The organism is Polynucleobacter asymbioticus, assembly GCF_018687575.1.
GTDB lineage: Bacteria > Pseudomonadota > Gammaproteobacteria > Burkholderiales > Burkholderiaceae > Polynucleobacter > Polynucleobacter asymbioticus_C.
Window position 1 is genome coordinate 452523 of the sequence record NZ_CP061297.1, and the last position, 24695, is coordinate 477217.

Here is a 24695-nt window from a genome sequence, read left to right on the forward strand (position 1 = left end):
TTGGTTCGGAACAAGGCAAAATAGAGCCCATACAGAAATAAACCCATTTCGGAGAAACTCCTTTTGAGCGCTTCAAGTACTTTTAATACCAATTTCAAGCAATATCTTTCATCCGCTAAGGTGAAAGGCTCAGATATCCCTGCTGGACTGCAGGAGCTACTTTTGGCGGTTGCTGATACTTGTTCAACTTTGAGTCACGAAGTGGCGCAAGGTGCTTTGATTGGCTTACTAGGGTCTGCTGGTACTGGCAATGTCCAGGGTGAAGTTCAGCAAAAGTTGGATGTGATTGCCAATGATTTATTAATTGATGGCGTGCAGGGTTGCAAGTCTTTAGCTGGACTAGCTTCTGAAGAGATGGAGCTGCCACTTCCAGTCCAAGGCACCGGTGATTACTTGTTGCTATTTGATCCATTAGATGGCTCATCTAATATCGATGTAAACGTATCCATCGGAACTATTTTTTCTGTACTCAAGAAACAAGATCCTGCTGCGCCATTGCAGACCGAGGATTTCTTGTTATCAGGTCGCCACCAGGTTGCTGCAGGTTATGTTGTCTATGGGCCGCAAACCACTATGGCATTAACTTTGGGTGATGGCGTTGTCATGTTCACCCTCAATAAAGTGACCGGTGAATTTGTTCTGATTAAGCATGCGGTCGAGATTTCTCATTCAACTAAAGAGTTTGCTATCAATATGTCGAATATGCGTCACTGGGCTGAGCCAGTGCGCCGCTATGTAGATGAGTGCTTGGCTGGCGTGAGCGGTGAGCGCGACAAAGATTTCAATATGCGCTGGATTGCATCGATGGTTGCCGATGTTCACCGGGTCTTATCCCGTGGCGGTATCTTCATGTATCCATGGGATCAACGTGAGCCACACAAGCCCGGTAAGCTGCGCTTGATGTATGAAGCAAACCCCATGAGCTTTTTAGTGGAGCAGGCTGGTGGTGCATCGACTAATGGTGATCAACTCATTATGGATATGATTCCAACTGAATTGCACGAGCGTGTCTCTGTCATGTTGGGATCCAAAGAAGAGATTGAGCGTTTGCAACATTATCATTCTCAGGCTTAATGCATTTGCTGTAATGAAGGTCAGTAGGAACCAACAAAAAGCCCAATCAGTGATTGGGCTTTTTTTATTTCAGAGACTCATCTAAAAATGAATCAAATCACTAGGGTCGTACCTTCTCTTTAAGGTAGGCCAAAGATTCTTCTACTTGATCAATCAGAATCAGGCAAATATCACCAGCAGATAAATCATTGAGAGCGGTATCAATTGCGAGAAACTCCCCGGTAATTTCTTTGACTTGCTTAGCCTTGGTGGTTCCCACTAAACCTTCTTGTAATAGCTTTAAGACTTCACCGTCCTCGCGGCCGCGTTGGCATTGGTCTTGATAGAGGATGACATTATCAAAACTATTGCCAAGAATGCGGGTCAGGTCGCGAATATCTTCATCACGTCGATCACCAGCGCCGCTGATGACAACGTGACTTCTCTTAGGTCGCATAGCCTCAATAGCGCTGGCTAATGCACGCATCGCGTCTGGATTGTGACCATAGTCAGCAATAACAGTTGCGCCCTGGTGCTGGAATTGATTAAAGCGTCCGGGTACTGCGTTGGAGGTACTCTCGAAAGAATGGAGCCCACGTGCAATCTTTTCAGCATCCAAGCCTAATGCCCAGGCGGCACCGATAGAGGCCATCACATTTTCTACTTGGAATCCTAAAACACCATTTTGAGTCAAGGGAATTTCGCTGACTGGGAAACGGAACAGCACGCGAGATCCCTTTGAGCAAACAATATGGGTGCCATCAAAATAAATTACTTTTTTATTCTTAGCGCGATGGGCTGCAATAACAGGGTGGTGTTGATTTTCAGCAAAGAAGATAACGCGGCCCGTAGAAACATCTCCCATCTTGACCACTATAGGGTCAGTAGCATTGAGAACTGCAGCGCCTGTTGGGGCTACGTTCTGCACAACTACTCGCTTCAAAATTGCTAAGTCTTCTACGCTGGTGATGTAGTTAAGGCCTAAGTGGTCACCTTCTCCAATATTGGTTACAACAGCAACCTCGCAGCGATCAAAGCCTAAGCCTTCGCGCAACATGCCGCCGCGAGCCGTTTCCAATACAGCAGCATCAACATCGGGATGCATGAGAACGTTACGAGCGCTCTTCGGACCACTGCAGTCACCAGAATCAATGAGGCGATGATTGATATAAACGCCATCAGTCGTTGTCATCCCTACACGTAAGCCAGTTTCATTGAGTAAATGGGAGATCAGGCGCACGGTAGTGGTTTTGCCATTAGTGCCGGTTACCGCCACTACTGGAATGCGACCATCCTCACCCAGTGGGTACATCATGTTGATGATGTCTTCGCCAACCGCACGGCTCTTGCCATAAGAGGGCTTGAGATGCATCCGTAGGCCGGGCGCAGCATTGACTTCAACAATGCCGCCACCTTGAGCCTCCAAAGGCTTATAGATTGCTTCACATAAAATATCGACACCAGCAATGTCCAGGCCGATCATTTGTGCGGCAGCAATTGCGCTGGCAGCAACATCAGGATGTACGTCATCAGTCACATCGGTGGCTGTACCGCCAGTACTCAGGTTGGCATTATTGCGAAGTAAAACACGCTCACCAGTCTTTGGAACATATTGTGGATTTAAGCCATTGCTAGCTAAATGCGCAAGCGCGATGTCATCAAAGCGAATCTTAGTTAGGGCGGTTGCATGGCCATCGCCACGTAATGGATTTTTGTTTTCCAGCTCAACTAATTCGGCAACCGTATGCTTACCATCTCCAACGACTTGGGCAGGTTCGCGACGTGCTGCAGCGGATAAGCGATTGCCTACTACGAGCAAGCGATAGTCAGCGCCTGGAAGATAGCGCTCAACAATAGTCTCGCGTCCAAAATCTTGGGTCACGATAAAGCCAGCACGCACCTCAGCTTCTGTCTGAATATTGGCAACAACACCCTTGCCTTGGTTGCCATCCTTTGGTTTGAGAACAATAGGGCCACCAATTTTTTGAGCCGCACGCCAGGCGTCATCAGCAGTCGTCACCACTTCGCCGATTGGTACTGATACACCTGCGGCTGCCAGTAAGTTCTTGGTCAATTCTTTATCTTGTGCGATTGCTTCTGCAATTGCGCTGGTATCGCTAGTCTCAGCAGCCTGAATTCGTTTTTGCTTGCTACCCCAACCAAATTGCACCATGCTGCCTTCAGTCATGCGGCGATAGGGAATATTTCTTTGTACGGCGGCATCCACGATGGAGCCAGTGCTGGGTCCGAGGCGGACATCTTCATATAGCGCTTCTAATTCTGAAAGGGCTGCTGCTAAGTCAAAAGGTACATCACTCAGAGTTGCTTGAATGAGAGCAAAAGCAAAGTCAAAGGCCATGCGCCCAACAACTTCCTCGGTGTACTCGACTACCAGTTGGTAAACGCCGACATCTACAGTTTGCACGGTGCGGCTAAAAGTGACGGGGCAGCCTGCTTGTGACTGCAGACCTAAAGCAGCATGTTCTAGTGCGTGCGCTAAGGAAAGGATTTCATTATGTCCACCACGCCGCATGCTACCCAATTGGGGGAAGCGCTCACGAATCTTATTTTCGAATTGGGGAATTGAATCGATTGATCGTTCTGTTTCATCGCAAGAAACAATGGCCTCTAGGGCGGTATGGCGGCTCCATAAATTCGGGCCGCGCAACATGCGAATACGGGTGATTTCCAATTAAGTACCTACTGCAATATTGGAGTTGGAAACGAATGTTTCAACTCCGGCTTCAATAACGTTGAACGGAATATCTAAGGCCCAAGCAGCTCCGATAGCAGCTGCAAGGCTTAAGTTGGGAGCCCAGTCAAGGGATGAGCCCTGAACGGCTGGCGGAATAGGAATTACTAGTGCATCTAGCTTGCCCCGCTTGAGGGTAATGACAGAAGGGCTCACGATAATTGAGCGACCATCTTTTTCTTGGTGGGCAGCTATCACAGAAGAGTTTGGATCTTGAGAGAAGTACATCACCTCACCCTTGCTGAGTTCAGCCATTTTGACAATCATGGCATCGTCAGCATTCAGTACGCTCGTTCCAGAAGGTAAAACTACGTCTACCTGGGTACGAACGACATTAAATAGCTGATCCTCATCGCAGATATTGTGTTCTGGGAAGAGTTTGAGTGGGTCAATGTTGAGTACAACACCAACTTGGCACTGATCGTATGCAAGCCCTTCGAGCAGAAGTGATGCATTATCGTTTTCAATGACAGCAGCTTCAATAGCTCTATTTTGTAGCGTGCGACGTGCATTTTCCCAATGAGAAGACGATGTTTGTTTAATAGTGCGGCTACCGAAATACAGGCCATTATGAACAGATAGTCCAACATGCACGTTAGTGAGTCTTATAAAGTGGGCGACCATCTCGGCAACAATGGTTCTTCCAGAGTTACCACTGATGCCAACGATCGGAATCCTGAAATCGTAGCCTGGAGGAAATAAATGGTTTGCAATCTCTTCGCCTACTGGCTGCGGTTTGCCGCTTGCAGGTTTGAGGTGCATTAATAAGCCAGGGCCCGCATTCACTTCCACGATGGCAGCATTCTGTGACTCTAGTGGCTTGCTAATATCTTGGGCTACAAGATCAACACCAGCAATCTCCAATCCAACGACTCGCGCAGCCAAAGCAACTTGATGAGCTACTTCAGGGTGAACTAAATCTGTCACATCAAACGCTACATTGCCATTGCTTTGAATGAGCACCTTTTGCTCGATGCTTGGGATGCTGTCACCGGTTAATTTCTGACGAGCTAGCTCCAGCTCAACGGCTGAATCAATGCGAACTGGATTGAGTGGACACTCTTCTGTCGTGCCTCGACGAGGGTCGGAATTAATTTGAATCTGAATCAGTTCAAGTACGGTATGTTTGCCATCACCAGTAACCCAGACTGTTTCACCTTTGGCAGCTGCCACTACTTTATTACCAACTACCAACAGACGATGCTCATCGCCAATGATGTGGCGCTCAACCAAAACTTCGCTACCTTCATGGATAGCAACGGCATAGGCCGCTTCAATTTCTTGTTGGGTATACAGATTGATGAAGACGCCGCGACCATGGTTGCCATCAATGGGCTTTACTACTACTGGCAAGCCAATATCTTGCGCCGCCTCCCAGGCATCGTCTGGGCTAGTAACAGATCTACCCTCTGGAGTTGGAACACCGGCGCTAGCAAGCAAACTCTTGGTTAGATCTTTGTCGCGTGAAATGGTTTCTGCGATGGCGCTAGTTTGATCAGTCTCTGCAGTCCAAATGCGACGTTGTTTGGCACCATAACCGAGCTGAACTAAGTTACCACTCGATAATCTAATGTACGGAATTTCTCGAATTGTTGCGGCATTGACGATACATGCTGTGCTAGGTCCAAGGCAGAGATCGTCGCTTAAATCCCGCAGTTCTTCGATAATCTTTTCTCTTTGGGCAATGGCATCCCCATTGTCTTTAATGAGAGTAAGCAGAAGGTCGCGCGCAAATTTAAAGGCTTGCAATGTCACAGCCTCTTCAGTTGCGCTCACAATAACTTTATAAACACCTCTACGACCACCATCACGAGCTCTACCAAAGCCGCCCGCAATACCAGCTAAGTTTTGGAGTTCAATCGTCAGATGCTCCAGAATATGTCCAGGCCAGGTGCCTTCTTCGACTCGTTTTAAAAAGCCGCCTGGTTCACCATAGCTACAGCGATGCTCATGTAGGCTGGGAAGGCATTTGCTAAGACGGTCATAAAAGCCTGGAATTAAGTCGGATGGGTAATCTTCCAGGTCGCCAATATCAATCAAGACCTCAAGCGCAGGGTTGTAGCTCCACATATTAGGGCCGCGAAGATGCCTGTGACTCAGGATTTCAATGGTTTTATCTAGTAATTGGGGCATATGTGGAGTTGGGGGACTCAGCGCCGCTTCACCATGTGAGGGCGGGGACGTCTCAGACTGTTTCTCTAGTTCTAGTAGTTATTAAAATCCACAAAATTAGCAAAAATGCATAAAAAACACTATTACATCAATCTAACGGCTTTCTGCCGAGAAAAGTTGACAGAGCCATTAAATCTTAAAAATCCAGCTCCACTATACTTTTAGTACTAATGAAGCCAGACATTTCCCCATCCGCTCCCCCTTCGCCAAGTCATTGGGCTAGCGCTTTAGAGGCTCCACAATCCCCAGTAAAAGACCTCGGATCCATACTGGCTTGGGTTGAGCTCGATCTAGATGAGGAAATGCGTTTTGAAAAAAGCCTACTTTGCTTGATTCCCTCGGGGCTATTTTGGACTGATGGGACCCGCTCGGAATTCTGGTCAATAGACGCTGGAGTTCAGCTTTTACATGGAGATCACGCTGGAGTGGGGCATCTCAAGCTGGAGTCCCAGACTGCGCTTTTGAGAGTTTGGCACTTCACTTTGGCAGTAAACCCCCAAGTACTGCGTCTGCAAAGTAGTTTTAAGCAACTCTTGATGGGTGCCCAAGGAGTCAGGGAGCCTGAGCTCTCTGAATACGATCAGCAAGCATGTCCGATTTGCTTAAGCCCCAAGCCTGCTAACTCGGAGGCTTGCCCAAGTTGCGATCCAGAGGAGGATGCCCCTCCATCGACCTGGACCTTATTGAAGTTATGGCGCTTTGCGCGACCCTACAAAAAGGAGCTTTTACTAGGTTTTGTGTTGACCTTGCTCTCAACAGGCGCCACTTTGATTCCGCCTTATTTGACGATGCCTTTAATGGACCATGTGTTGATTCCATATGAAAAAGGCAACCCAATTGATTTTGATTTAGCCAGTAAATACCTGTTGGCATTATTTGCCGCCGCAATCGTTGCCTGGGGTTTGGGTTGGTGGAAAACCTACCTGCTTGCACTAGTCAGTGAGCGCATTGGTGCTGACTTGAGAAATACCACCTTTGAGCATTTGCTGAAGTTGTCTTTGGAGTACTTTGGCGGAAAAAGAACGGGCGACCTCATTGCCCGAATCGGCGCTGAGACAGATCGTATCTGTGTGTTCCTGTCGCTCTATGCATTGGACTTTGCCACTGATGTGATCATGATCACGATGACTGCAGCAATCCTTGTCTCGATTGATCCTTTATTAGCCCTGGTAACACTTGCACCACTGCCATTTATTGTGTGGATGATTCATGTGGTGCGTGACAAGTTGCGTTTTGGTTTTGAAAAGATTGACCGCATTTGGTCTGAAGTAACCAATATCTTGGCGGATACGATTCCTGGTATTCGAGTGGTCAAGGCATTTGCTCAAGAAGATCGTGAGCTCAAGCGTTTTGTTGATTCAAACAAACACAATTTACAAGTGAATGATCGAGTGAATCGCGTTTGGGGATTGTTCTCTCCAACAGTTACGCTGCTCACGGAAACAGGGCTCTTAGTAGTGTGGGGTTTTGGTATTTGGCAGGTTGCACATCAAAAAGTAACGGTTGGTGTATTAATTGCGTTCCTTGCCTATATCGGACGTTTTTATATTCGACTTGATTCCATGAGTCGGATTGTTTCGCATACCCAAAAAGCAGCGGCTGGCGCAAAGCGTATCTTTGATATTTTGGATCACGTCTCCAGTGTCCCTGAACCAATCAATCCAGCTCCCTTAGGTGAGGTGAAAGGCCGGATCTCTATGCGGGGCGTGGGTTTCCGCTACGGTAACCGCGCTGTCTCTAAAGGTATTGATCTAGATATCGCCCCTGGTGAAATGATTGGTTTAGTCGGTCACAGTGGTTCAGGTAAGAGCACCTTAGTGAACTTAATTTGCCGCTTTTATGATGTCAGTGCTGGCGCAATTACGCTTGACGGTCGCGATATTCGCAGCATTGGTATCGCCGACTACCGCAAGCGTATTGGCTTGGTTTTGCAAGAGCCATTTTTATTCTTTGGCACGATTGCTGAAAATATTGCCTACGGCAAACCTGACGCTACTCGCGAGGAAATTATTGAAGCGGCGCGAGCTGCACATGCACATGAATTTATTCTTCGCCTCCCCCTGGGTTACGACTCATTAGTAGGTGAGCGCGGTCAATCTCTTTCAGGTGGTGAACGTCAACGCATTTCGATTGCACGTGCATTGCTGATTAATCCAAGTATTTTGATTTTGGATGAAGCTACTTCATCAGTGGATACAACCACTGAAAAAGAAATTCAGCGCGCTTTGGATAACTTGGTGAAAGGTCGCACTACGATTGCGATTGCACATCGACTATCCACTTTAAGAAAAGCTGACCGTTTGGTTGTGCTCGACAAAGGTGAGATTGTCGAGATTGGTTCTCATGAGCAGTTAATGGATGCGCAGGGTGCGTACTACGCTTTGTATCAAGCCCAATTGCGCCATGCTGCAGAGCTAGTTGAGGGTGGCGCTATTGGTGAAAGTATTGACGAGGACGAGCGAGAAACAGGGGTAGAGGAATTGCAAGTCATTGCCAAAGCAACTGGGGGTGGGGTATGAGTCAGCATCAAAAGACGCACACGCTAGAGCGCGATGCTCTTGGCCGCTTGGTATTGGTAGATGCCGCTGGAACTAGTCATATTGGCGTATATCCTGTCAGAGCCTTCCCCATTACTGCACCTAGAGGCGGTATTTCCATCATGGATCAGTCGGGTAAGGAGTTATGTTGGTTTGATGACGTCTCTGCTATTTCAGAAGTTGAGCTCGCTTTGATTGAGCAGGAGCTTGCGGCTCGTGAGTTCATGCCGGTTATTGAGAAAATTACGGCTGTATCTACTTTTGCTACGCCGAGTATTTGGGATATTGAGACAGACCGCGGCCCCACCAGAATCCGCCTCAAAGGCGAGGATGATATTCGTCGGATTGCTGGTAATACGCTCCTGATTGCTGACTCCAATGGGCTGCAATTTTTGATTAAAGACGCTACCAAGCTCGATAAACTCAGCAAGAAGTTTTTAGATCGCTTCAGGTAGGCATTTTTTCTAAAATTCTCATTAGGGTTACTACTGAGTAAGCTAGTGTTACCCCTAACTGCCCATTTGACATTTATTGATGGGAATCAAGTATTCGTGCCCCAACTTAGATAAAAATCGCTACATAACAAAGAGAAGCCAAAGTAATATTGGTATTCAAAATTTTTTGGAGGAGCGTTCATGAAGATGAAGTTAAAAGGGGCATTGATTTCCACCGCATTAGCCCTCGGTGTTGCTGCTGTTTCACCTGCTTTCGCTGCTTGGGAGCCAACCAAGCCTGTTGAGTTCATCATTCCTGCCGGTCCTGGCGGTGGTGCTGACCAAATGGCTCGAATGATCCAAGGCATCATCACTAAAAACAACTTGATGAAGCAAGCTGTTATTCCAGTAAACAAATCTGCTGGTGCTGGTGCTGAAGGCTTCTTGGCAATGAAAGAGGCAAAAGGCGATCCGAATAAGATCATCATCACTTTGTCTAACTTGTTCACCACTCCATTGGCAACTGGTGTCCCATTCAATTGGAAAGACATCACTCCAGTAGCTATGTTGGCCTTGGACCAGTTCGTATTGTGGGACAACGCAGACAAGCCATACAAAACAGCAAAAGAATATATCGATGCCGCTAAAGCAGCTGGCCCAGGTAAATTCAAAATGGGTGGTACTGGTTCAAAGCAAGAAGACCAGATCATTACTGTTGCTCTTGAAAAAGCAACTGGTGCTAAGTTCACCTACATCCCATTCAAAGGGGGTGGCGACGTTGCTGTTCAGCTCGTAGGTAATCACATTGACTCTTCTGTAAACAATCCAATTGAGGCGGTTGCTCAATGGCGTGCCAACAAATTACGCGCTCTGTGCGTATTCGATGACACCCGTATGCCTTACAAAGAGAAGATCACTGCTACCCAATCTTGGAATGATGTTCCAACCTGTAAAGAGGCTGGCGTTTCAACTGACTACGTGATGTTGCGCGGTATTTTCATGGCTCCTGGTGTAACTCAAGAGCAGATTGATTACTACATTAATGTATTCAAAAAAGTACTCCAGACACCAGAGTGGAAGAAATTCATGGCTGATGGTGCTTTCAATCAAACATTCATGACCGGTAAAGAATTCAATAACTGGTTGACATTGAATGAGGCATTACACAAGCAGTTGATGGCTGAAGCTGGTTTCTTAGCCAAGTAATCGCTGAAGATCAAATGGGGCCTCTGCGAGGAGGTCCCATTTTTTTGAACGCAAATTTGAAGTTAAAAGCAATATAAAAGTGCAGCAGTATTAATCAACCATTTATTAGCGAACGAAGCACATGTCTGAACATACAAATAATTCAAATCAAGAATCCATGATTAGCGTCAGGATGATGGATATCATCACTGCACTCTTATTCATTGCGGTAGGTCTGGTGGTGATGATTGGAAGTCTTAAGTTAGGCGCCAGTTGGGGTAGCGACGGTCCTGAAGCCGGCTATTTCCCTTTCTACATCAGCTTAATTATTCTGCTTTCCAGTACCGTGACACTCTTTCAATCAATTGTGGTTGACGGTAAAAAAGAAACAGAAACATTTGTCGATAAAGAATCCTTCAAGCAAGTGATGGCTGTGTTGTTGCCAGCTATTGTCTTTGTTCTTGGAGTTCAGTTAATCGGTATTTACGTATCTTCTGTTATCTACATCGCCGTCTTTATGGTTTGGCTTGGTAAGTACGCACTATGGAAAGCTGCAGCAGTTTCTATCGGTGTGAGCGTAGCCCTGTACCTCATGTTTGAGTACTGGTTCCAAGTTCCATTGCCACATGGCTCCTGGATTAATCCGCTTGAGTTCATCGGCGTACAGTAAAAAATAATAACTATTAAAAAAGATTAGAAAAGAAGGAGTTCAAGTTGGAAGAAATTAATGCTCTATTCAACGGCTTTGCCGTTGCAATGACACCCTTTAATTTGCTGTTAATGATCGTTGGTGTAACTCTCGGAGTGATCATTGGCGTATTGCCAGGTCTAGGTGGTGCAAACGGAATTGCGATTCTGTTGCCGCTGACCTTCACAATGCCGCCAACATCCGCAATCATCATGCTCTCCTGTATTTACTGGGGCGCATTATTCGGCGGTGCGATTACATCTATTCTGTTTAATATTCCTGGCGAGCCCTGGTCTGTTGCGACTACCTTTGACGGTTATCCAATGGCCCGTGAAGGTAAAGCTGGCGAAGCCTTAACAGCAGCGTTCACATCCTCATTCGTTGGTGCGTTCTTTGCGATTGTGATGATCACCTTCTTAGCGCCTTTGGTCGCGAAGTTTGCTCTGCAGTTTGGTCCGCCAGAATTCTTCTCGGTGTACTTGCTTACCTTCTGCAGCTTCGTGGGTATGAACAAGGGATCTCCATTTAAGACAATCTCTGCCATGATGTTGGGCTTTGCTCTAGCTTCAGTTGGTATGGATACAGTGACAGGTCAATTGCGCTTGACATTCGGAAGTCACGAATTGATGCGTGGTTTTGACTTCTTGATCGCTGTTATTGGTTTGTTTGGTATCGGTGAGATTCTGTTGTCGATGGAAGAAGGCCTTGAGTTCAAAGGTGCTGCTGCAAAGATTCGTCGTCAAGTGGTCCTCGAGACTTGGGCGAAGTTGCCAAAGTATTGGGCTACTACACTGCGCAGCTGTTTGATTGGTTGCTGGATGGGTATTACCCCAGGCGGTGCAACTCCAGCTTCCTTCATGGCTTACGGCGTTGCTAAGCGCGTATCCAAGAAGGGCGAGAACTTCGGTAAGGGCGAGATGGAGGGTATTGTTGCTCCAGAAACAGCAGCTCATGCTGCTGGTACAGCTGCCTTGCTACCAATGCTCTCATTGGGTATCCCAGGCTCACCTACAGCGGCAGTATTGCTCGGTGGTCTATTGATCTGGGGCTTACAACCAGGACCATTGCTCTTCGTTGAGAAGCCAGACTTCGTTTGGGGCTTGATTGCTAGTATGTACTTGGGTAACTTGGCAGGCTTGTTTGTTGTATTAACTTGCGTTCCATTGTTCGCCTCTATCTTGAGAATTCCATTCTCAATCATCGCTCCAGTCATTATTGTGATTTGTGCAGTTGGTGCCTACACCGTGCATAACGCAACATTTGACGTCTGGTTGATGTTGGGCTTCGGTCTGCTTGGCTACATCTTCAAGAAACTGGATTACCCAATGGCACCAATGGTCTTGGCCTTGGTATTGGGTGACCGTGCGGAAGATTCTTTCCGCCAGTCCATGTTGATCTCACAAGGTAGCGTTGATGTGTTCTTCTCAAACTACTTAGTAGCCGGTATTACAACGCTTGCTTTAGTTCTCCTGTTCTGGCCATTGATTGGCAAGTTCACAGGCAAGAAAAAAGCAGCTGCAGCCTAAGCTAAAGAAGTCAAAATACCGCCTCATCTAGTCAAAAACGAAGATGAGGCAAAAGAGAAGGGGGCGTAAGCCCCCTTTTTCTATTCCTACAAAAAATCCGATAAAATCCCCACATCATGAATTTCCGCAAAAACCGCCTCATTCACTGGATTGCTGCTTTAGCAATTGCAATGAGCGCACTTGCGCCAGCAGTTTCTCAAGCAGTCTCGCTAGCGAAGCATGGCCAAGGTTTTGCAATGGAAATCTGTTCTGCTGATGGCTCTAAAGCTCAGATCAATATCCAGAGCGAAGATCAAGCAGACCTTGCAGAAGTACAGCCTTGCCCGTATTGCATTGCTCATACGGCCATTACCCCAGCATTCAATACCAACCTCACTTTTCAAGCGCCGCAAACACTTGCTTTGCTGCCCCAGCTTTTCTATCAATCACCCAAGCCACTCGCTGTTTGGGTAACACCTCCCTCAGCTGCACCTCCTACACAAGCCTAAATCCGTTTAGGGCATAGCAAAGCTATGCAGTTGGCAACTATGTTGCCGTGATCTTGTCTGGAGCAGTACATGTTTTTATCTGAAAAAGTTTTATTTCGCCTAAAGCGAATTTGTATTGGCATTACTATGGGTACAGCCATTTGGCTCCTATATGCCAGCTATCTCATTCTTACAAACTCAATCAATACCCATGCTCCTTTGAGCAGTGCTGAGTTTGTACTAACACCCATTTCAGCCGGCCAGAAGTAGCATGGGTGAGATAAATAAAGTGAGCTCGTTCTTCAAGCATCCGTTGAGTGTAAACAGCCTGTTAACGGGTTTGGTTATTTCAGCATTTCTTTATACAGGATATGCATTTGCACATTCTCAGACTGAGGCGGAGTCTCAAGGCAGAATCAAGGCGCTGATTTCAAAGACCTTTGATCAGCCCAATCTGAAAGTACAAATCACCCCAATCGTTATTGAGGGCAAAGTTGCAATTGCAGATTGGACTCAAGGTCAAAAAGGTGGTCGTGCACTTCTCAGAAGAAAGCATGCTGATTGGGAAATCATTGCATGCGGTGGCGCTGGATTTAAAGATCCTAGCGCTATTGCATCGGCAGGCATTTCTAAAGAGATTGCTAACAACATCACGGCAAAACTTAAGACTGCAGAAGCTACGCTATCCCCACAAAAAATTAAACAACTGGATTCATTTGATGGTGTTGTGACTATGCGTCACGGCATGCAGCATGGATCTGATTCAAAACATTAATTCGAGATAAAAATGAATTTATATAAAACTAAATTAGCGATTGCCGCTTCACTCATCGTGGCTGGCAATGTGTATGCACAAAGCTTGCCGAATGTCATCGTTACAGCTAAGCCGGATGTAGCAGAGATTGAGATCGACCGATTTTCGAGTACCTCTGCTGTGATTACCGACGAAACGATTCGTGATTTACATGCTGCAGATTTATCTTCAGCTTTGCGCAATACGCCGGGAACCCAAATTACTCGTTACAACCCTGTTGGTTCGTTCGGTGGCGATCAGGGCGGCTCTATTTTTATTCGCGGAATGGGCCTCAGTCGCCCAGGAAGTGAGATTAAGACATATATTGATAATGTTCCAATGTATATGCCTGTTTGGGGGCATGCATTATTGGATTTACTTCCAGTTAACGGGATGAGGGACATCACAATCTACAAGAGTCCTCAGCCTCAAATTAATGGAAATAACTTTGCCTCCATTAATTTAAATACCAAGACTGCCGGACCTAACAACGGTGTATCCGGTAATGCACGAGTTTCCTATGGTTCTTATAACACCGTGATTGAGCAGGTAGATCTAGCCGGTCGCAGTAATGATGTTGATTTTTCACTAGCACAAGGATTTTCTAAATCCAATGGCGCAAGAGCAAATGGTAGCGGGCAGTTAGCTAACATTATGGGTTCTGCTGGATTTAAGATTGATCAAAATTGGAAGGTCGGTATCAGCGGAATGGCGCTTAACAATACCGCTAAAGATCCTGGCAATAACACCCTGCCATCCCCAGCCATAGCCCCAACATACGATAGTAATGCGCAAATGGTGACGGCTTTTGCAAGGCATAATTATGATTCGGTAGAAGGTGAGTTTCGCATTTATTCAAATACTGGTAATGGAAATTTGAATAATGATTTGATATCTGGAGGGTGGGGAAACAGTTATAACAATTTCACCATGCAAGGTATCCGCTGGAAAGAGTCAATCACCCCTTGGCAAGGCGGAAATGTTTTGCTTGGCCTTGATTATGACTCTTCAAGCGGAAGCGTAACAAGTACTCCAGCCTTTAATGGTGCGCTTTCAAACGTAACTGCAAAGACGACCCTACCAACCTATAAATTAACATCCCCTTATATTGGAATCAGTCATAGCCTTATGTTAAATAGCAAGTGGTCTCTGGTTCCATCTGCTGGTGTACGCAATTATCAGAATAATCAATATGCATCAAAGACTGCTCCTTACGGTGGTATCTCTCTAGTTTCTGACGTCGCAACCATTTTCTTTAACGCCTCGCAGGGTATTAACTATCCTGGGATGGAGGGACCAGCTTTGCAAGCTTCCATTCCTGTGAATTGGGCTAATCAGTCGTGGAAGAATTTATCCGCTGAAGAAATGAGTCACATGGAGGTGGGTGGAAAATTCTTTATAGATAAAAAAACTAGAATTGATACAAGCCTTTTCCAAGACACGATTAAGAATCGATCTGTCTTTACATTCACGAACGTTCCATTCGCCCCACCGAATGCAGCATGGAGTACTTATGGTCAATACACTATGCAGGGCGTTGAACTTTCCGCCCAAAGAGAATTCATTCCAGAATTGACGGTATTTGGCGGGTGGACCTATTTAAATAACAATAGTGCTGAAAATTTACCTTATGTGCCTCAAAATGCATTTAATGCTGCCATTACTGGGTACCTTGGAAAGTTCAGGCTATCTGTTGATGCTCAGTATCAAACATCCTTTTATTCACAGACTTTAAGCCGTAATACCGGATCAACCAATACTACTTTAGTAAACGGCTCGACGGTAGCTAATGCTCGTGTGTCCTATCCAGTTCCAGAGTTAGGTAGGAAGGGTGAGGTCTTTGTGATGGTTGAAAACATCTTTAATCAACAGTACAGCTATCGCCAAGGTTACCCAATGCCAGGAACTTGGGGATCCGTTGGTTTGTCAGCGAGCTTCAACTAATTTTTTGACGCTTGCCGTATGGAGTTGAATTAGATCTCATTCAATACTGAATTTACTTTAGGAATTATTTGTTGCATTCACAAAAGGAGTATCACTATGTTTTTGAAGTCACTGAAGGCTGTAGTTATTACCACTCTAGCGGCATTGTCTTTATCAGCCTTTGCTGCTGCCAATGATCCGCTGTTTATCAACCTTTCAACTGACGAGCCAGGTCGTGCCTCAATGGCTATTAATTTTGGCAAACACCATTTTTCTAGCGGTCATCCATTAACTATTTTTTTGAATGATAAGGCTGTGATGATGGGTGTAAAGGCTGGAGCTACTAAGTTTTCCGATCAGCAGCAGGCTTTATCTGAGGTAATCTCTAGTGGGGCCTTAGTCATCATGTGCCCCATGTGCCTAAAGCAGGCTGGTTTTACAGAGGCTGATTTGATCGCTGGTGTCAAACTGGGTGGACCAAAGATTACTGGCGATGCTTTATTTAAAGATGGCACCAAGACAATGAGTTGGTAGTAGAGTAAAGGCATATAAGCCATCATCGATGATGGGTATTAAAGATTAACTAGGGAGATTTACAAATGAAACGCAATACATTATTAAATGCATTATTGCTTGCTGTGGTTGGTTTTGGTCTTGCTGGAATGGCTCAGGCTCAAAACGCTAAAGTAGGCCCACTGCAAATTGAGAATGCCTACACTCGTGCAACTGTTCCTGGTCAGCAAGTGGCCGGTGGCTTTATGAAGATTGAAAACAAAGGCGGCGTAGATTTATTGGTATCAGCTAGCTCTCCAGTAGCTGGCGAGGTCCAATTGCATGAGATGGCCATGGAAGGTAATGTCATGAAAATGCGCCAAGTGAAAGATATTCCAGTGCCAGCAGGTGGTGCAGTGGAATTAAAGCCAGGTGGTTTGCACTTGATGTTTATGAACATCAAAGCGCCTTTAGCTGCTGGTGAAACTGTTCCAGTCAAACTCAAGTTTGCTAAAGCGGGTGAAGTGGAAGTGAAGATGCCTGTGAATGCAATGGGCAATCCTGGTGGTGGCCATGGCGGAGCAATGAAGCACTAAGCACATGCTTTAATCGTATTAAGCTGAGGTATTAAAAAAGCCCCTAGTTTTACTTAGGGGCTTTTTATTTGGCTTAGTTAACTTAGATCTTCAAATCTAGATCAGTCACCGCACCCTTACTTGCAGTACTTGCTAAGCTGGCATATTTCGCCAGCAAGCCGCGGGTGTAGCGTGGCTTCGGTTGCACCCAGGCGGCACGACGCTTGGCAATTTCTTCATCACTCACATTGAGTTGGATGAGGAGTTTATGGGCATCGATCGTGACAGAGTCACCTTCTTGAATGAGGGCGATAGTGCCACCAACATAAGCCTCAGGGGCAACGTGACCAACCACCATGCCCCAAGTACCACCAGAGAAGCGGCCATCAGTGATGAGACCCACCGTCTCACCTAAACCTTGACCAACGAGGGCAGAGGTAGGGGCAAGCATCTCGCGCATGCCAGGGCCGCCTTTAGGACCTTCGTAGCGAATGACTACAACGTCACCATCTTTAATCTTTTGCGCCATGATGGCTGCCATTGCGTCATCCTCAGAGTCAAAGACGCGCGCTGGGCCGGTAATCGATGGGTTCTTGAGACCAGTAATTTTGGCAACGCAACCCTCAGGGGAGATATTGCCCTTCAAGATAGCTAAGTGACCTTGTTTGTACAGAGGATTATCTAAAGTGCGAATCACTTTTTGATCAGCACGCGGTACTGATGGAACATCTTTCAATGTCTCAGCAATGGTTTTGCCAGTGATCGTCATGCAATCACCGTGCAAGAGGCCGCCATCTAGCAAGATCTTCATCACCTGTGGAATGCCGCCAGCTTGGTGCAGATCGGTTGCCAAGTATTGGCCTGATGGTTTCATATCCACAATGACGGGAACGCGTTTACGGATACGTTCAAAGTCATCAATAGTCCAATCGATTTCAGCAGCACTGGTGATTGCCAGGAAATGCAAAACAGCATTAGTAGAGCCACCAACTGCCATGATGACGCTCACTGCGTTCTCAATAGATTTCTTGGTGATGATGTCGCGTGGACGCAAATTGTTTTTAATTGCCTCTACCAACACAATGGCTGATTCATGGGCGCTAGTGACTTTCTCGGCATCGACGTTGGCCATCGTCGATGAGTAAGGCAAGCTCATACCCAAGGCTTCAAATGAGGAGCTCATAGTATTAGCGGTATACATGCCACCGCAAGAACCGCTGCCTGGACAAGCATTTTGCTCAACACCTTTGAGATCTTCTTCGCTCAGGCGGCCAGAAGTAAATTCACCAACAGCTTCAAATGCAGAAACAATATTCAGTTCTTTGCCTTTGAAATGACCTGGCTTAATGGTTCCGCCATAGACGTAAATTGCGGGTACGTTGGTGCGGGCAATCGCCATCATGCCGCCCGGCATGTTTTTGTCGCAACCACCAATCACTAAAACACCGTCCTGCCATAAACCATTCACACACACTTCGATGCTATCTGCAATGACTTCACGAGAGACGAGGGAATACTTCATACCCTCAGTACCCATGCCAATACCATCAGAGACGGTTGGGGTGCCAAACATTTGCGCTTTTGCACCAGCCTCTTCAAGAGCGGTTACTGCTGCATCTGCCAGTTTTTGTAAGCCGCTATTGCAGGGGGTAATGGTTGAATGGCCGTTGGCCACACCTACCATTGGCTTAACAAAATCCTTCTCTTCATAGCCCATCGCGTAGTACATTGAGCGATTGGGTGCGCGGGCAACCCCTTCAGTAACATTACGCGAGCGTTCATTAAGGCGTTTCATGCTGATATTGACTCCAGAAAAGAATTTGTCGAAAAGCTCTATTGTGCCGTGATACAAGGGCGAACGCAGGGGTTTATGAAGATCTCCTAGCGTTTCTGTCGTGCACTGCAACAAGCAATTTCTCTATTGTATTTGCTGCTTGAGCCTCATTATTAGCTTGACAGCTAATATCCTTCCTAAAAAAGCTGCAGTACATTGTCCTATCTATCACTTTTTCTTTTAAATTCAATGACTAAAGTTGGCCACATCTACCTAATTGACGACGATGAGTCAATGCGTACATCTTTAAGCCGAATGCTAAAAGATGTGGGTTATATGGTGGAAGATTTCTCTTCTGCGATGACATTTTTAGAGCATTCGCTTCCTGTGGCACCTGCAGTTATCTTGCTGGATATGCAGATGCCCGATATGACGGGGCTGGATTTACAGGAAAAATTAGTCCAGTTGGGCCGTAAAACCCCAATTGTGTTTGTGAGCGGCCAAAGTCACCCCCATCAAATCGTCAAGAGCCTGAAGCGCGGCGCCGTTGATTTCCTCTTTAAACCCTTCAATTTGGAGGATTTATTGAAGGCTGTTGCCGATGCTGTCGAGTTTGATAGACGTCAGCTCAAACGAGTCTCTAAAGAGGTGGAAACCAAGAGGGATTATGCGACCCTGACACCCAGAGAGAAGGAAGTTTGCTTTTGGCTGGTCAAGGGATTGCTTAATAAAGATATTGCCGTCAAACTGGGGACTACTGATGCCACTATCAAGGTCCACAAGGCTAGAGTAATGGATAAGATGAATGTGGAATCGGTTCAATTATTAGTTGCAAAGTACCTTGAATCTGATCTTGAAAATACGCAAAATAATTAGCTTCAGGGCTAATTTCCCTGATGTTGTGAAGGCACTATGATGGGCATCACTTTGATAGATAAAACACTTAAAGCACTTTTGTGAACTCCAATTCCAAACTCCCTGAGATTCGCAAAGAAGCTTTTGTTAAAGCCCGCGAAAAACTGAGCTTAAGCACTAAAGAACTCGGCGGTATGGCTTGTCTTTCACACCATCAAATATCTCAAATTGAAAATGGCGAGTCCAGTTTTTTCTATGGAGCCCAAAACAAATTTACTGCCGCTAAAAAAGTAGCAAAGCTACTCAACTTAAGCGATGAAGATGCATTTGATTTTGGTTCGAGCGCTCCCGAAAAATCGAATGCAGCTCCAGAGCAGCTACCTATTGCAGAGATTAAATTAGCTGATACCTCAATTAAAGAGACTGCTAGAAAAGTTGCCCCTAAAAAAGTGGGAGCAAAAAAAGAATCTGAAGTAATTAAAGAAGTAGTGGAGGAGACTCAGACTCCAGAATTAGTGGCTGAAGAAGAAAAAAACGAGCCAGCTATAAAAATAGAATCTACAAAAGTAGAGCCTGTAAAAGTCATCTCAAAAGAAATCCCATTCTCTGCCACTTCGCCAAGCTCAAAACCTGCCTCTTCAAAGAAGCTCATTCTTTTATTAAGTGTTTTAGCCGCACTGGTGTTCGCAGTCATTAATTTGCGTACTCTCTTTTTTGCAGACAAGCCAGAAGAAATCATTGTTGTAAAAGAAGAAATTATTGAGCCGACTCCTGCGGCAACTCCAGCTGAGCCTGTACCAGTCACTCCTCAGGCAGCAGTTGCCCCAGTAGTCGCTGCTCCTGCCACTAGTGCTGAAGCCTCAACAGCCTGTCCTGCTGAGGAAGGCATTATTAGTTACAAACCGGATGCACCCCGCAAAGCAGCTGACATGGTCTATGTACAGGTGAAGTCAAAGCAGGTTGTTTGCGTGAGTGATGCTTCTGGTAAGTTGCAAAATAAGATGGTTGAACCTGGGGTCGGCGCATCCTTTTACGGTAAGCCACCATTTAAGGTGTTAACTGGTGGCCTCGCTCAGGTAGACGTATTTTTTCAGGGCGCAAAAGTTCGCCTGACAAATCTGAATCACAAAACCTTGATATTGGATGCTGCTGAAGTGGTGGCTCCATCCGTAGACCGGACAGATTCTCAGCAGCGCTAACCCTCGAGAGAGTTAGCGCATGAATGCTGGTACTTAAACCGCTGAGTCGTCAGTTTCGCCAGTGCGAATCCGAATAGCTTGTTCAATCGGGCTAACAAAAATCTTGCCGTCACCAATCTTGCCTGTGCGTGCCGCTTTTGTAATTGCTTCGATCGCTGAATCTACACGGTCATCAGCCACAACTACTTCCACTTTTACTTTGGGTAAAAAGTCGACAACATACTCGGCGCCACGATAGAGTTCGGTATGACCTTTTTGGCGGCCAAAGCCTTTGACTTCAGTAACGGTCAGTCCGGTAACACCTACTTCAGCTAAGGCTTCACGAACTTCGTCAAGTTTGAACGGCTTAATAATGGATGTGATTAGCTTCATATATTCCCCTTAATACAGTAATCATACCTAGAACTGAAAACGAATGCCCGGTTACGCCCTAAATTGGGAGGTAATGGGGTAGCGCCAGTCACGCCCAAAGGCTCGAGTAGTCACGCGAACGCCTGGAGGTGCTTGGCGACGTTTGTACTCATTGAGCTTAATCAGGCGGGTTACTTTTTCTACACTGTCGGGATCAAAACCGGCAGCAATAATTTGGGCGATGGATTGGTTTTGCTCCATATAGCGCTCTACGATGCCGTCCAATACTTCATACGATGGCAAGCTGTCTTGATCGGTCTGGTCAGGGCGCAATTCTGCAGAAGGGGCGCGAGTCAAAATCCGCTCCGGAATAATCGGGGCAATACTATTGCGATAGGCACATAAGCGATAGACCAAGGTCTTAGCAATATCTTTAATGACGGCAAAACCGCCAGCCATATCTCCGTAGAGAGTGCAGTAGCCGACAGCCATCTCACTCTTATTACCGGTTGTTAAAACGAGGCGACCAGTTTTGTTGGAGAGCGCCATGAGGAGAGTGCCTCGCACCCGTGCCTGAATATTCTCTTCAGTAGCATCCAGTTTTAAGCCTTTGAATTGCTCTGCTAAGGCATGCTCTAAAGCATCAACAGGTTCGCTGATCGGAATCTCATCGTATTGAACGCCTAGATTCTGAGCCATTTCTCGAGCATCAATCCAAGAGATATCAGCGGTATAGCGTGACGCCATCATGACGGTGCGTACCTTATCCGCACCTAAAGCATCCACTGCAATCGCCAGTACCAATGCGGAATCCACACCGCCCGAGAGGCCAATGATGACCCCTGGAAAACGATTCTTCTGAACATAGTCACGCACACCCAAAACAAGAGCTTGGTAGGCCTGGGCTTCTACGCTGGAGGGAGCCACCAGACTTCCCGGTTCTAGATCGGCTGATGCATTAACGACTACATAGCCAAGAGCGGTTTCAAACTGCGGCATCGTCATGATTACTTTGCCTGCGCTGTTCAAAGCAAATGATCCACCATCAAAAACCAATTCATCTTGACCGCCTACTGCATTGACATACACCAGCGGCATCTTGCTTACAGCGATCTGCTGGCGCAATACTTCAATACGTAAAGATTCTTTTTGGAGGTGATAGGGTGAGGCATTGAGAACCAGTAGCACTTGTGCACCGGCGGCATGGGCCTGCTTAGCAGGACTATCATGCCAGGCATCTTCACAAAGAATGAGGCCGTACTGAATGCCAGCATTTTCAAAGACACAGGCTTCCTTGCCTGGTGTGAAGTAACGGACCTCATCAAACACTTCATGATTCGGTAATTCTTGCTTGGCATAGCCTGCAATCACTTTGCCATCACGAATGACGGAGGCATAGTTTTGTAAACCAGCAGCAGTCTTTTTAGGGTGACCAATGATTACAGTCAGTCCTGGAAATTTCTGGAGCTCTAGTATTAAACAACTGAGCTCACGATCTGCGGCCTCAATAAAGGCTGGTCTTAAGAGTAAATCTTCTGGAGGGTAACCAGTGAGCGAAAGCTCTGGTGTTAAAACGATAGTAGCGCCTTGCGCGTAAGCATCTGCGGCGGCTTGAGAGATGAGCTGCGCATTACCAGGCAAATCACCCAAAAGAGGGTTGATTTGCGCTAGGGCGATTTTTTGCGAGCTCACTCCCAATGACTACGAAATTACTTCTGTGACTTAGCGTAGCCTTCGATGCCGTCCAAAATTTCTTTATGGGCACCAGCAACACCAGTCCAACCTTTAACTTTGACCCACTTACCTTTTTCGAGATCTTTGTAGTGCTCGAAGAAGTGTTGAATTTGGGCAAGGAGTAATTCGTTTACATCTTCAGGTTTTTGCAAATGCTTGTAGATTGGCAAAATTTTGTCTTCTGGAACAGCCAATAACTTGGCATCTTGTCCGCCTTCATCTTCCATTTCCAACATACCGATAGCGCGGCAGCTCACTACTGAGCCTGGTACCAATGCAAATGGAGTAATGACAAGAACGTCTACCGGATCACCGTCACCAGCAATCGTTTTTGGGATGTAGCCGTAGTTGCATGGGTAGTGCATTGCTGTGCCCATGAAGCGATCTACGAATAGGCAGCCAGTTTCTTTATCTACTTCATACTTCACTGGATCCGCGTTCATTGGGATCTCAATAATGACGTTGAATGATTCTGGGATTTTCTTACCTGGGCTGACCTTGTCGTAACTCATAAATACTCCGGTTAGTGATTAATGTGCGCTTCGATCTTAGCAAAGAGGCGGACCCTTGCTGTTGAAGATCGAATCTATTTCCTGCAATTAAAGCCATGAATGCTTTATGGACACCATTTTAAGGCTTTCTGCAGTCAGGCCTATAGATATGAGCCCTAGGCTTCTTGACTAATAGTAGGCCAATGGCCTACTATTAGTCAAAAGGAATTGCCATGAAGAAAATCGTTCGAGTTAGAGTGGATCTAAATGATCCCAGTAGCTTCCCTAAAGGATTCGTCGATAAAAAATTACTTGATGCGACATCAGAGCGTTTAATTAAATTGCATCAACAGCAAGATGATGCAGATGCGATGTTAGATGCTGCTAAATATGCAAAAGGCGTACGCGAGAGAATTGGTTTATCCCAGCAAGAATTTTCTAAGCGCATCGAAGTTTCCCTGGAGACCATTCGAAACTGGGAGCAGGGTAAACGTAGCCCCACTGGTGCGGCTAAAGCTTTATTGAAGATTTTGGACAGAGCGCCTGAGATTGCATTGCTTGCTCTCAGTGTTTGATTGATTCCTTAGAAATAAAAATGCCTAGCAATGCTAGGCATTTTTATTTGATGCTTTGATTGCTTCTATTAAGCCAAAGTCTCCAAATAGCGCTGTGCATCTAATGCAGCCATACAGCCCGTGCCTGCACTGGTAATCGCTTGACGATAAATATGGTCTTGCACATCACCTGCCGCAAATACGCCAGGGATGTTGGTAGCGGTGGCATTGCCTTCCAAGCCCGAGTGAGTTTTGATGTAGCCGTTATTCATATCCAGCTGACCAACAAATAAATCGGTATTCGGTTTGTGGCCAATCGCAATAAAGGCGCCGGTCACAGCAATATCTTCTGTACTGCCGTCCGCTTTCTTAATGCGTACACCAGTGACACCCTTTTCATCACCCAAGACTTCATCAAGAGTCGAGTTCAATTTGAGCTCCACTTTGCCCTCCGCAACTTTGGCCATGAGGCGATCATTGAGGATTGGTTCTGCGCGGAATTTATCGCGGCGATGAATCACGGTAACTTTTTTAGCAATGCCTGTTAGATAGAGCGCTTCTTCAACAGCAGTGTTACCACCACCCACTACGCAAACATCTTGATTGCGATAGAAGAAGCCATCGCAGGTTGCGCATCCAGAAACACCGCGGCCCATAAATGCCTCCTCACTTGGAAGGCCAATATATTGAGCAGATGCACCCGTTGAAATAATTAATGCATCGCAGGTATAAGTACCAGAGTCACCAACCAGGCGAATAGGCTTTTCAGTCAGGGCGGCAGTGTGAATGTGATCAAAGATGATGTTGGTATTAAAGCGCTCCGCGTGCTTCAAAAAGCGATCCATGAGCTCTGGCCCTTGAACGCCATCTGGATCGGCTGGCCAGTTCTCCACATCAGTGGTGGTCATTAATTGACCGCCCTGTGCGAGGCCAGTGATCAGGGTTGGGTTCAAATTAGCGCGGGCTGCGTAAACCGCAGCTGTGTAGCCGGCAGGGCCTGAACCGAGGATTAGGACTTTGGAGTGTTTTGGGGTATTTGTAGTCATCTCCAAATTATAGGATTGCTTGATTACAATCGGTAGAACATGGCAAGAACCGCATACCCAAAGTCCAAAACCCCTTTAAGCCCCCAGCCCCCTG

Annotated in this window: 22 protein-coding genes; 15 read left to right on the top strand and 7 right to left on the bottom strand. The window is 46.3% G+C overall.

Translation table 11 applies throughout. From position 1 onward, the window contains the following. The first annotated feature begins 63 nt into the window (after window positions 1-63). Window positions 64-1074 (top strand): class 1 fructose-bisphosphatase, encoded by a 1011-nt coding sequence (locus tag AOC19_RS02375; RefSeq protein ID WP_215377271.1) that lies wholly within the window; start codon window positions 64-66, stop codon window positions 1072-1074. 100 nt (window positions 1075-1174) lie between these two features. Here the strand turns inward: AOC19_RS02375 and cphA (AOC19_RS02380) are convergent, their stop codons facing one another. Together cphA (AOC19_RS02380) and cphA (AOC19_RS02385) are read right to left on the bottom strand one after the other, a co-directional pair. After that, complete coding sequence (cphA, locus tag AOC19_RS02380) at window positions 1175-3745, bottom strand: cyanophycin synthetase (RefSeq protein ID WP_215377273.1); 2571 nt, start codon at window positions 3743-3745, stop codon at window positions 1175-1177. Beyond that, entirely contained in the window at window positions 3746-5938 is a 2193-nt protein-coding gene (gene cphA / locus AOC19_RS02385; RefSeq protein WP_215377274.1) for a cyanophycin synthetase, read from the bottom strand. It lies immediately after the preceding gene. Between the two features lie 209 nt (window positions 5939-6147). Between cphA (AOC19_RS02385) and AOC19_RS02390 the strand changes: the two genes are divergently transcribed. The 11 genes from AOC19_RS02390 to AOC19_RS02440 all read left to right on the top strand — a co-directional run bounded on the left by AOC19_RS02390 (window position 6148) and on the right by AOC19_RS02440 (window position 16618). After that, window positions 6148-8496, top strand: coding sequence for an ABC transporter ATP-binding protein (locus AOC19_RS02390; protein ID WP_215377276.1), 2349 nt, complete (start codon window positions 6148-6150; stop codon window positions 8494-8496). Beyond that, window positions 8493-8969 carry a DUF1854 domain-containing protein gene (locus AOC19_RS02395; RefSeq protein ID WP_215377278.1) on the top strand — a complete coding sequence of 159 codons (477 nt, stop codon included), beginning with the start codon at window positions 8493-8495 and terminating at the stop codon, window positions 8967-8969. Before AOC19_RS02390 ends, AOC19_RS02395 begins: the two co-directional genes overlap by 4 nt. A gap of 186 nt (window positions 8970-9155) precedes the next feature. Further along, window positions 9156-10154: a Bug family tripartite tricarboxylate transporter substrate binding protein gene (locus AOC19_RS02400; RefSeq protein WP_215378018.1), complete on the top strand. Its 999-nt coding sequence runs from the start codon at window positions 9156-9158 to the stop codon at window positions 10152-10154. Between the two features lie 121 nt (window positions 10155-10275). Beyond that, on the top strand, window positions 10276-10803 hold the full coding sequence (locus AOC19_RS02405; RefSeq protein WP_215377280.1) for a tripartite tricarboxylate transporter TctB family protein: 528 nt from the start codon (window positions 10276-10278) through the stop codon (window positions 10801-10803). 44 nt (window positions 10804-10847) lie between these two features. After that, the gene (locus AOC19_RS02410) at window positions 10848-12347 is read left to right on the top strand and encodes a tripartite tricarboxylate transporter permease (RefSeq protein ID WP_215377281.1); all 1500 of its coding nucleotides are present in this window, start codon (window positions 10848-10850) and stop codon (window positions 12345-12347) included. A 116-nt stretch (window positions 12348-12463) separates the two neighbouring features. Continuing rightward, window positions 12464-12835 carry a DUF2946 family protein gene (locus tag AOC19_RS02415; RefSeq protein ID WP_215377283.1) on the top strand — a complete coding sequence of 124 codons (372 nt, stop codon included), beginning with the start codon at window positions 12464-12466 and terminating at the stop codon, window positions 12833-12835. Between the two features lie 69 nt (window positions 12836-12904). Continuing rightward, a complete protein-coding gene (locus AOC19_RS02420) occupies window positions 12905-13084 on the top strand; it encodes a hypothetical protein (RefSeq protein WP_215377285.1) in 180 nt (59 codons plus the stop codon). A gap of 1 nt (window position 13085) precedes the next feature. Further along, window positions 13086-13589, top strand: a complete 504-nt coding sequence (locus AOC19_RS02425; protein WP_215377287.1) for a copper uptake system-associated protein — start codon at window positions 13086-13088, stop codon at window positions 13587-13589. Between the two features lie 12 nt (window positions 13590-13601). Continuing rightward, complete coding sequence (locus tag AOC19_RS02430; protein WP_215377289.1) at window positions 13602-15551, top strand: TonB-dependent receptor; 1950 nt, start codon at window positions 13602-13604, stop codon at window positions 15549-15551. Between the two features lie 96 nt (window positions 15552-15647). Beyond that, entirely contained in the window at window positions 15648-16064 is a 417-nt protein-coding gene (locus tag AOC19_RS02435) for a DsrE family protein (protein ID WP_215377291.1), read from the top strand. Between the two features lie 65 nt (window positions 16065-16129). After that, window positions 16130-16618, top strand: a complete 489-nt coding sequence (locus AOC19_RS02440; protein ID WP_215377293.1) for a copper chaperone PCu(A)C — start codon at window positions 16130-16132, stop codon at window positions 16616-16618. Between the two features lie 82 nt (window positions 16619-16700). Here the strand turns inward: AOC19_RS02440 and ilvD are convergent, their stop codons facing one another. Further along, entirely contained in the window at window positions 16701-18392 is a 1692-nt protein-coding gene (gene ilvD, locus AOC19_RS02445; RefSeq protein WP_215377295.1) for a dihydroxy-acid dehydratase, read from the bottom strand. Between the two features lie 228 nt (window positions 18393-18620). Here ilvD and AOC19_RS02450 point away from each other — a divergent pair, with 228 nt between their 5' ends. Together AOC19_RS02450 and AOC19_RS02455 are read left to right on the top strand one after the other, a co-directional pair. Next, the gene (locus AOC19_RS02450) at window positions 18621-19247 is read left to right on the top strand and encodes a response regulator transcription factor (RefSeq protein ID WP_215377296.1); all 627 of its coding nucleotides are present in this window, start codon (window positions 18621-18623) and stop codon (window positions 19245-19247) included. An 80-nt stretch (window positions 19248-19327) separates the two neighbouring features. Continuing rightward, on the top strand, window positions 19328-20425 hold the full coding sequence (locus AOC19_RS02455) for a helix-turn-helix domain-containing protein (protein WP_215377298.1): 1098 nt from the start codon (window positions 19328-19330) through the stop codon (window positions 20423-20425). 33 nt (window positions 20426-20458) lie between these two features. Here AOC19_RS02455 and glnK read toward each other — a convergent pair whose 3' ends face one another. The 3 genes from glnK to ppa are packed head-to-tail and all read right to left on the bottom strand — an operon-like array spanning window position 20459 to window position 23022. After that, on the bottom strand, window positions 20459-20797 hold the full coding sequence (gene glnK / locus AOC19_RS02460; RefSeq protein WP_215377300.1) for a P-II family nitrogen regulator: 339 nt from the start codon (window positions 20795-20797) through the stop codon (window positions 20459-20461). A gap of 51 nt (window positions 20798-20848) precedes the next feature. Then, window positions 20849-22468 (bottom strand): NAD+ synthase, encoded by a 1620-nt coding sequence (locus AOC19_RS02465; protein WP_215377302.1) that lies wholly within the window; start codon window positions 22466-22468, stop codon window positions 20849-20851. 17 nt (window positions 22469-22485) lie between these two features. Beyond that, window positions 22486-23022, bottom strand: a complete 537-nt coding sequence (gene ppa / locus AOC19_RS02470) for an inorganic diphosphatase (RefSeq protein WP_215309606.1) — start codon at window positions 23020-23022, stop codon at window positions 22486-22488. Between the two features lie 212 nt (window positions 23023-23234). Here ppa and AOC19_RS02475 point away from each other — a divergent pair, with 212 nt between their 5' ends. Further along, window positions 23235-23576, top strand: coding sequence for a helix-turn-helix domain-containing protein (locus AOC19_RS02475; protein ID WP_215377304.1), 342 nt, complete (start codon window positions 23235-23237; stop codon window positions 23574-23576). A gap of 68 nt (window positions 23577-23644) precedes the next feature. On the opposite strand, the gene trxB is transcribed toward AOC19_RS02475, so the two are convergent. After that, the gene (gene trxB, locus AOC19_RS02480; protein ID WP_215377306.1) at window positions 23645-24601 is read right to left on the bottom strand and encodes a thioredoxin-disulfide reductase; all 957 of its coding nucleotides are present in this window, start codon (window positions 24599-24601) and stop codon (window positions 23645-23647) included. Window positions 24602-24695 lie beyond the last annotated feature (94 nt).

Bases quoted from the DNA above. Each gene is read 5' to 3' on its own strand.
- AOC19_RS02415 (WP_215377283.1), top strand. From the start codon at position 12,464: ATGAATTTCCGCAAAAACCGCCTCATTCACTGGATTGCTGCTTTAGCA.
- AOC19_RS02400 (WP_215378018.1), top strand. From the start codon at position 9,156: ATGAAGTTAAAAGGGGCATTGATTTCCACCGCATTAGCCCTCGGTGTT.
- AOC19_RS02390 (WP_215377276.1), top strand. From the start codon at position 6,148: ATGAAGCCAGACATTTCCCCATCCGCTCCCCCTTCGCCAAGTCATTGG.
- ilvD (WP_215377295.1), bottom strand. From the start codon at position 18,392: ATGAAACGCCTTAATGAACGCTCGCGTAATGTTACTGAAGGGGTTGCC.
- AOC19_RS02450 (WP_215377296.1), top strand. From the start codon at position 18,621: ATGACTAAAGTTGGCCACATCTACCTAATTGACGACGATGAGTCAATG.
- ppa (WP_215309606.1), bottom strand. From the start codon at position 23,022: ATGAGTTACGACAAGGTCAGCCCAGGTAAGAAAATCCCAGAATCATTC.
- cphA (WP_215377274.1), bottom strand. From the start codon at position 5,938: ATGCCCCAATTACTAGATAAAACCATTGAAATCCTGAGTCACAGGCAT.
- AOC19_RS02395 (WP_215377278.1), top strand. From the start codon at position 8,493: ATGAGTCAGCATCAAAAGACGCACACGCTAGAGCGCGATGCTCTTGGC.
- AOC19_RS02475 (WP_215377304.1), top strand. From the start codon at position 23,235: ATGAAGAAAATCGTTCGAGTTAGAGTGGATCTAAATGATCCCAGTAGC.
- AOC19_RS02440 (WP_215377293.1), top strand. From the start codon at position 16,130: ATGAAACGCAATACATTATTAAATGCATTATTGCTTGCTGTGGTTGGT.
- trxB (WP_215377306.1), bottom strand. From the start codon at position 24,601: ATGACTACAAATACCCCAAAACACTCCAAAGTCCTAATCCTCGGTTCA.
- AOC19_RS02405 (WP_215377280.1), top strand. From the start codon at position 10,276: ATGTCTGAACATACAAATAATTCAAATCAAGAATCCATGATTAGCGTC.
- AOC19_RS02425 (WP_215377287.1), top strand. From the start codon at position 13,086: ATGGGTGAGATAAATAAAGTGAGCTCGTTCTTCAAGCATCCGTTGAGT.
- AOC19_RS02420 (WP_215377285.1), top strand. From the start codon at position 12,905: ATGTTTTTATCTGAAAAAGTTTTATTTCGCCTAAAGCGAATTTGTATT.
- AOC19_RS02435 (WP_215377291.1), top strand. From the start codon at position 15,648: ATGTTTTTGAAGTCACTGAAGGCTGTAGTTATTACCACTCTAGCGGCA.
- glnK (WP_215377300.1), bottom strand. From the start codon at position 20,797: ATGAAGCTAATCACATCCATTATTAAGCCGTTCAAACTTGACGAAGTT.
- AOC19_RS02430 (WP_215377289.1), top strand. From the start codon at position 13,602: ATGAATTTATATAAAACTAAATTAGCGATTGCCGCTTCACTCATCGTG.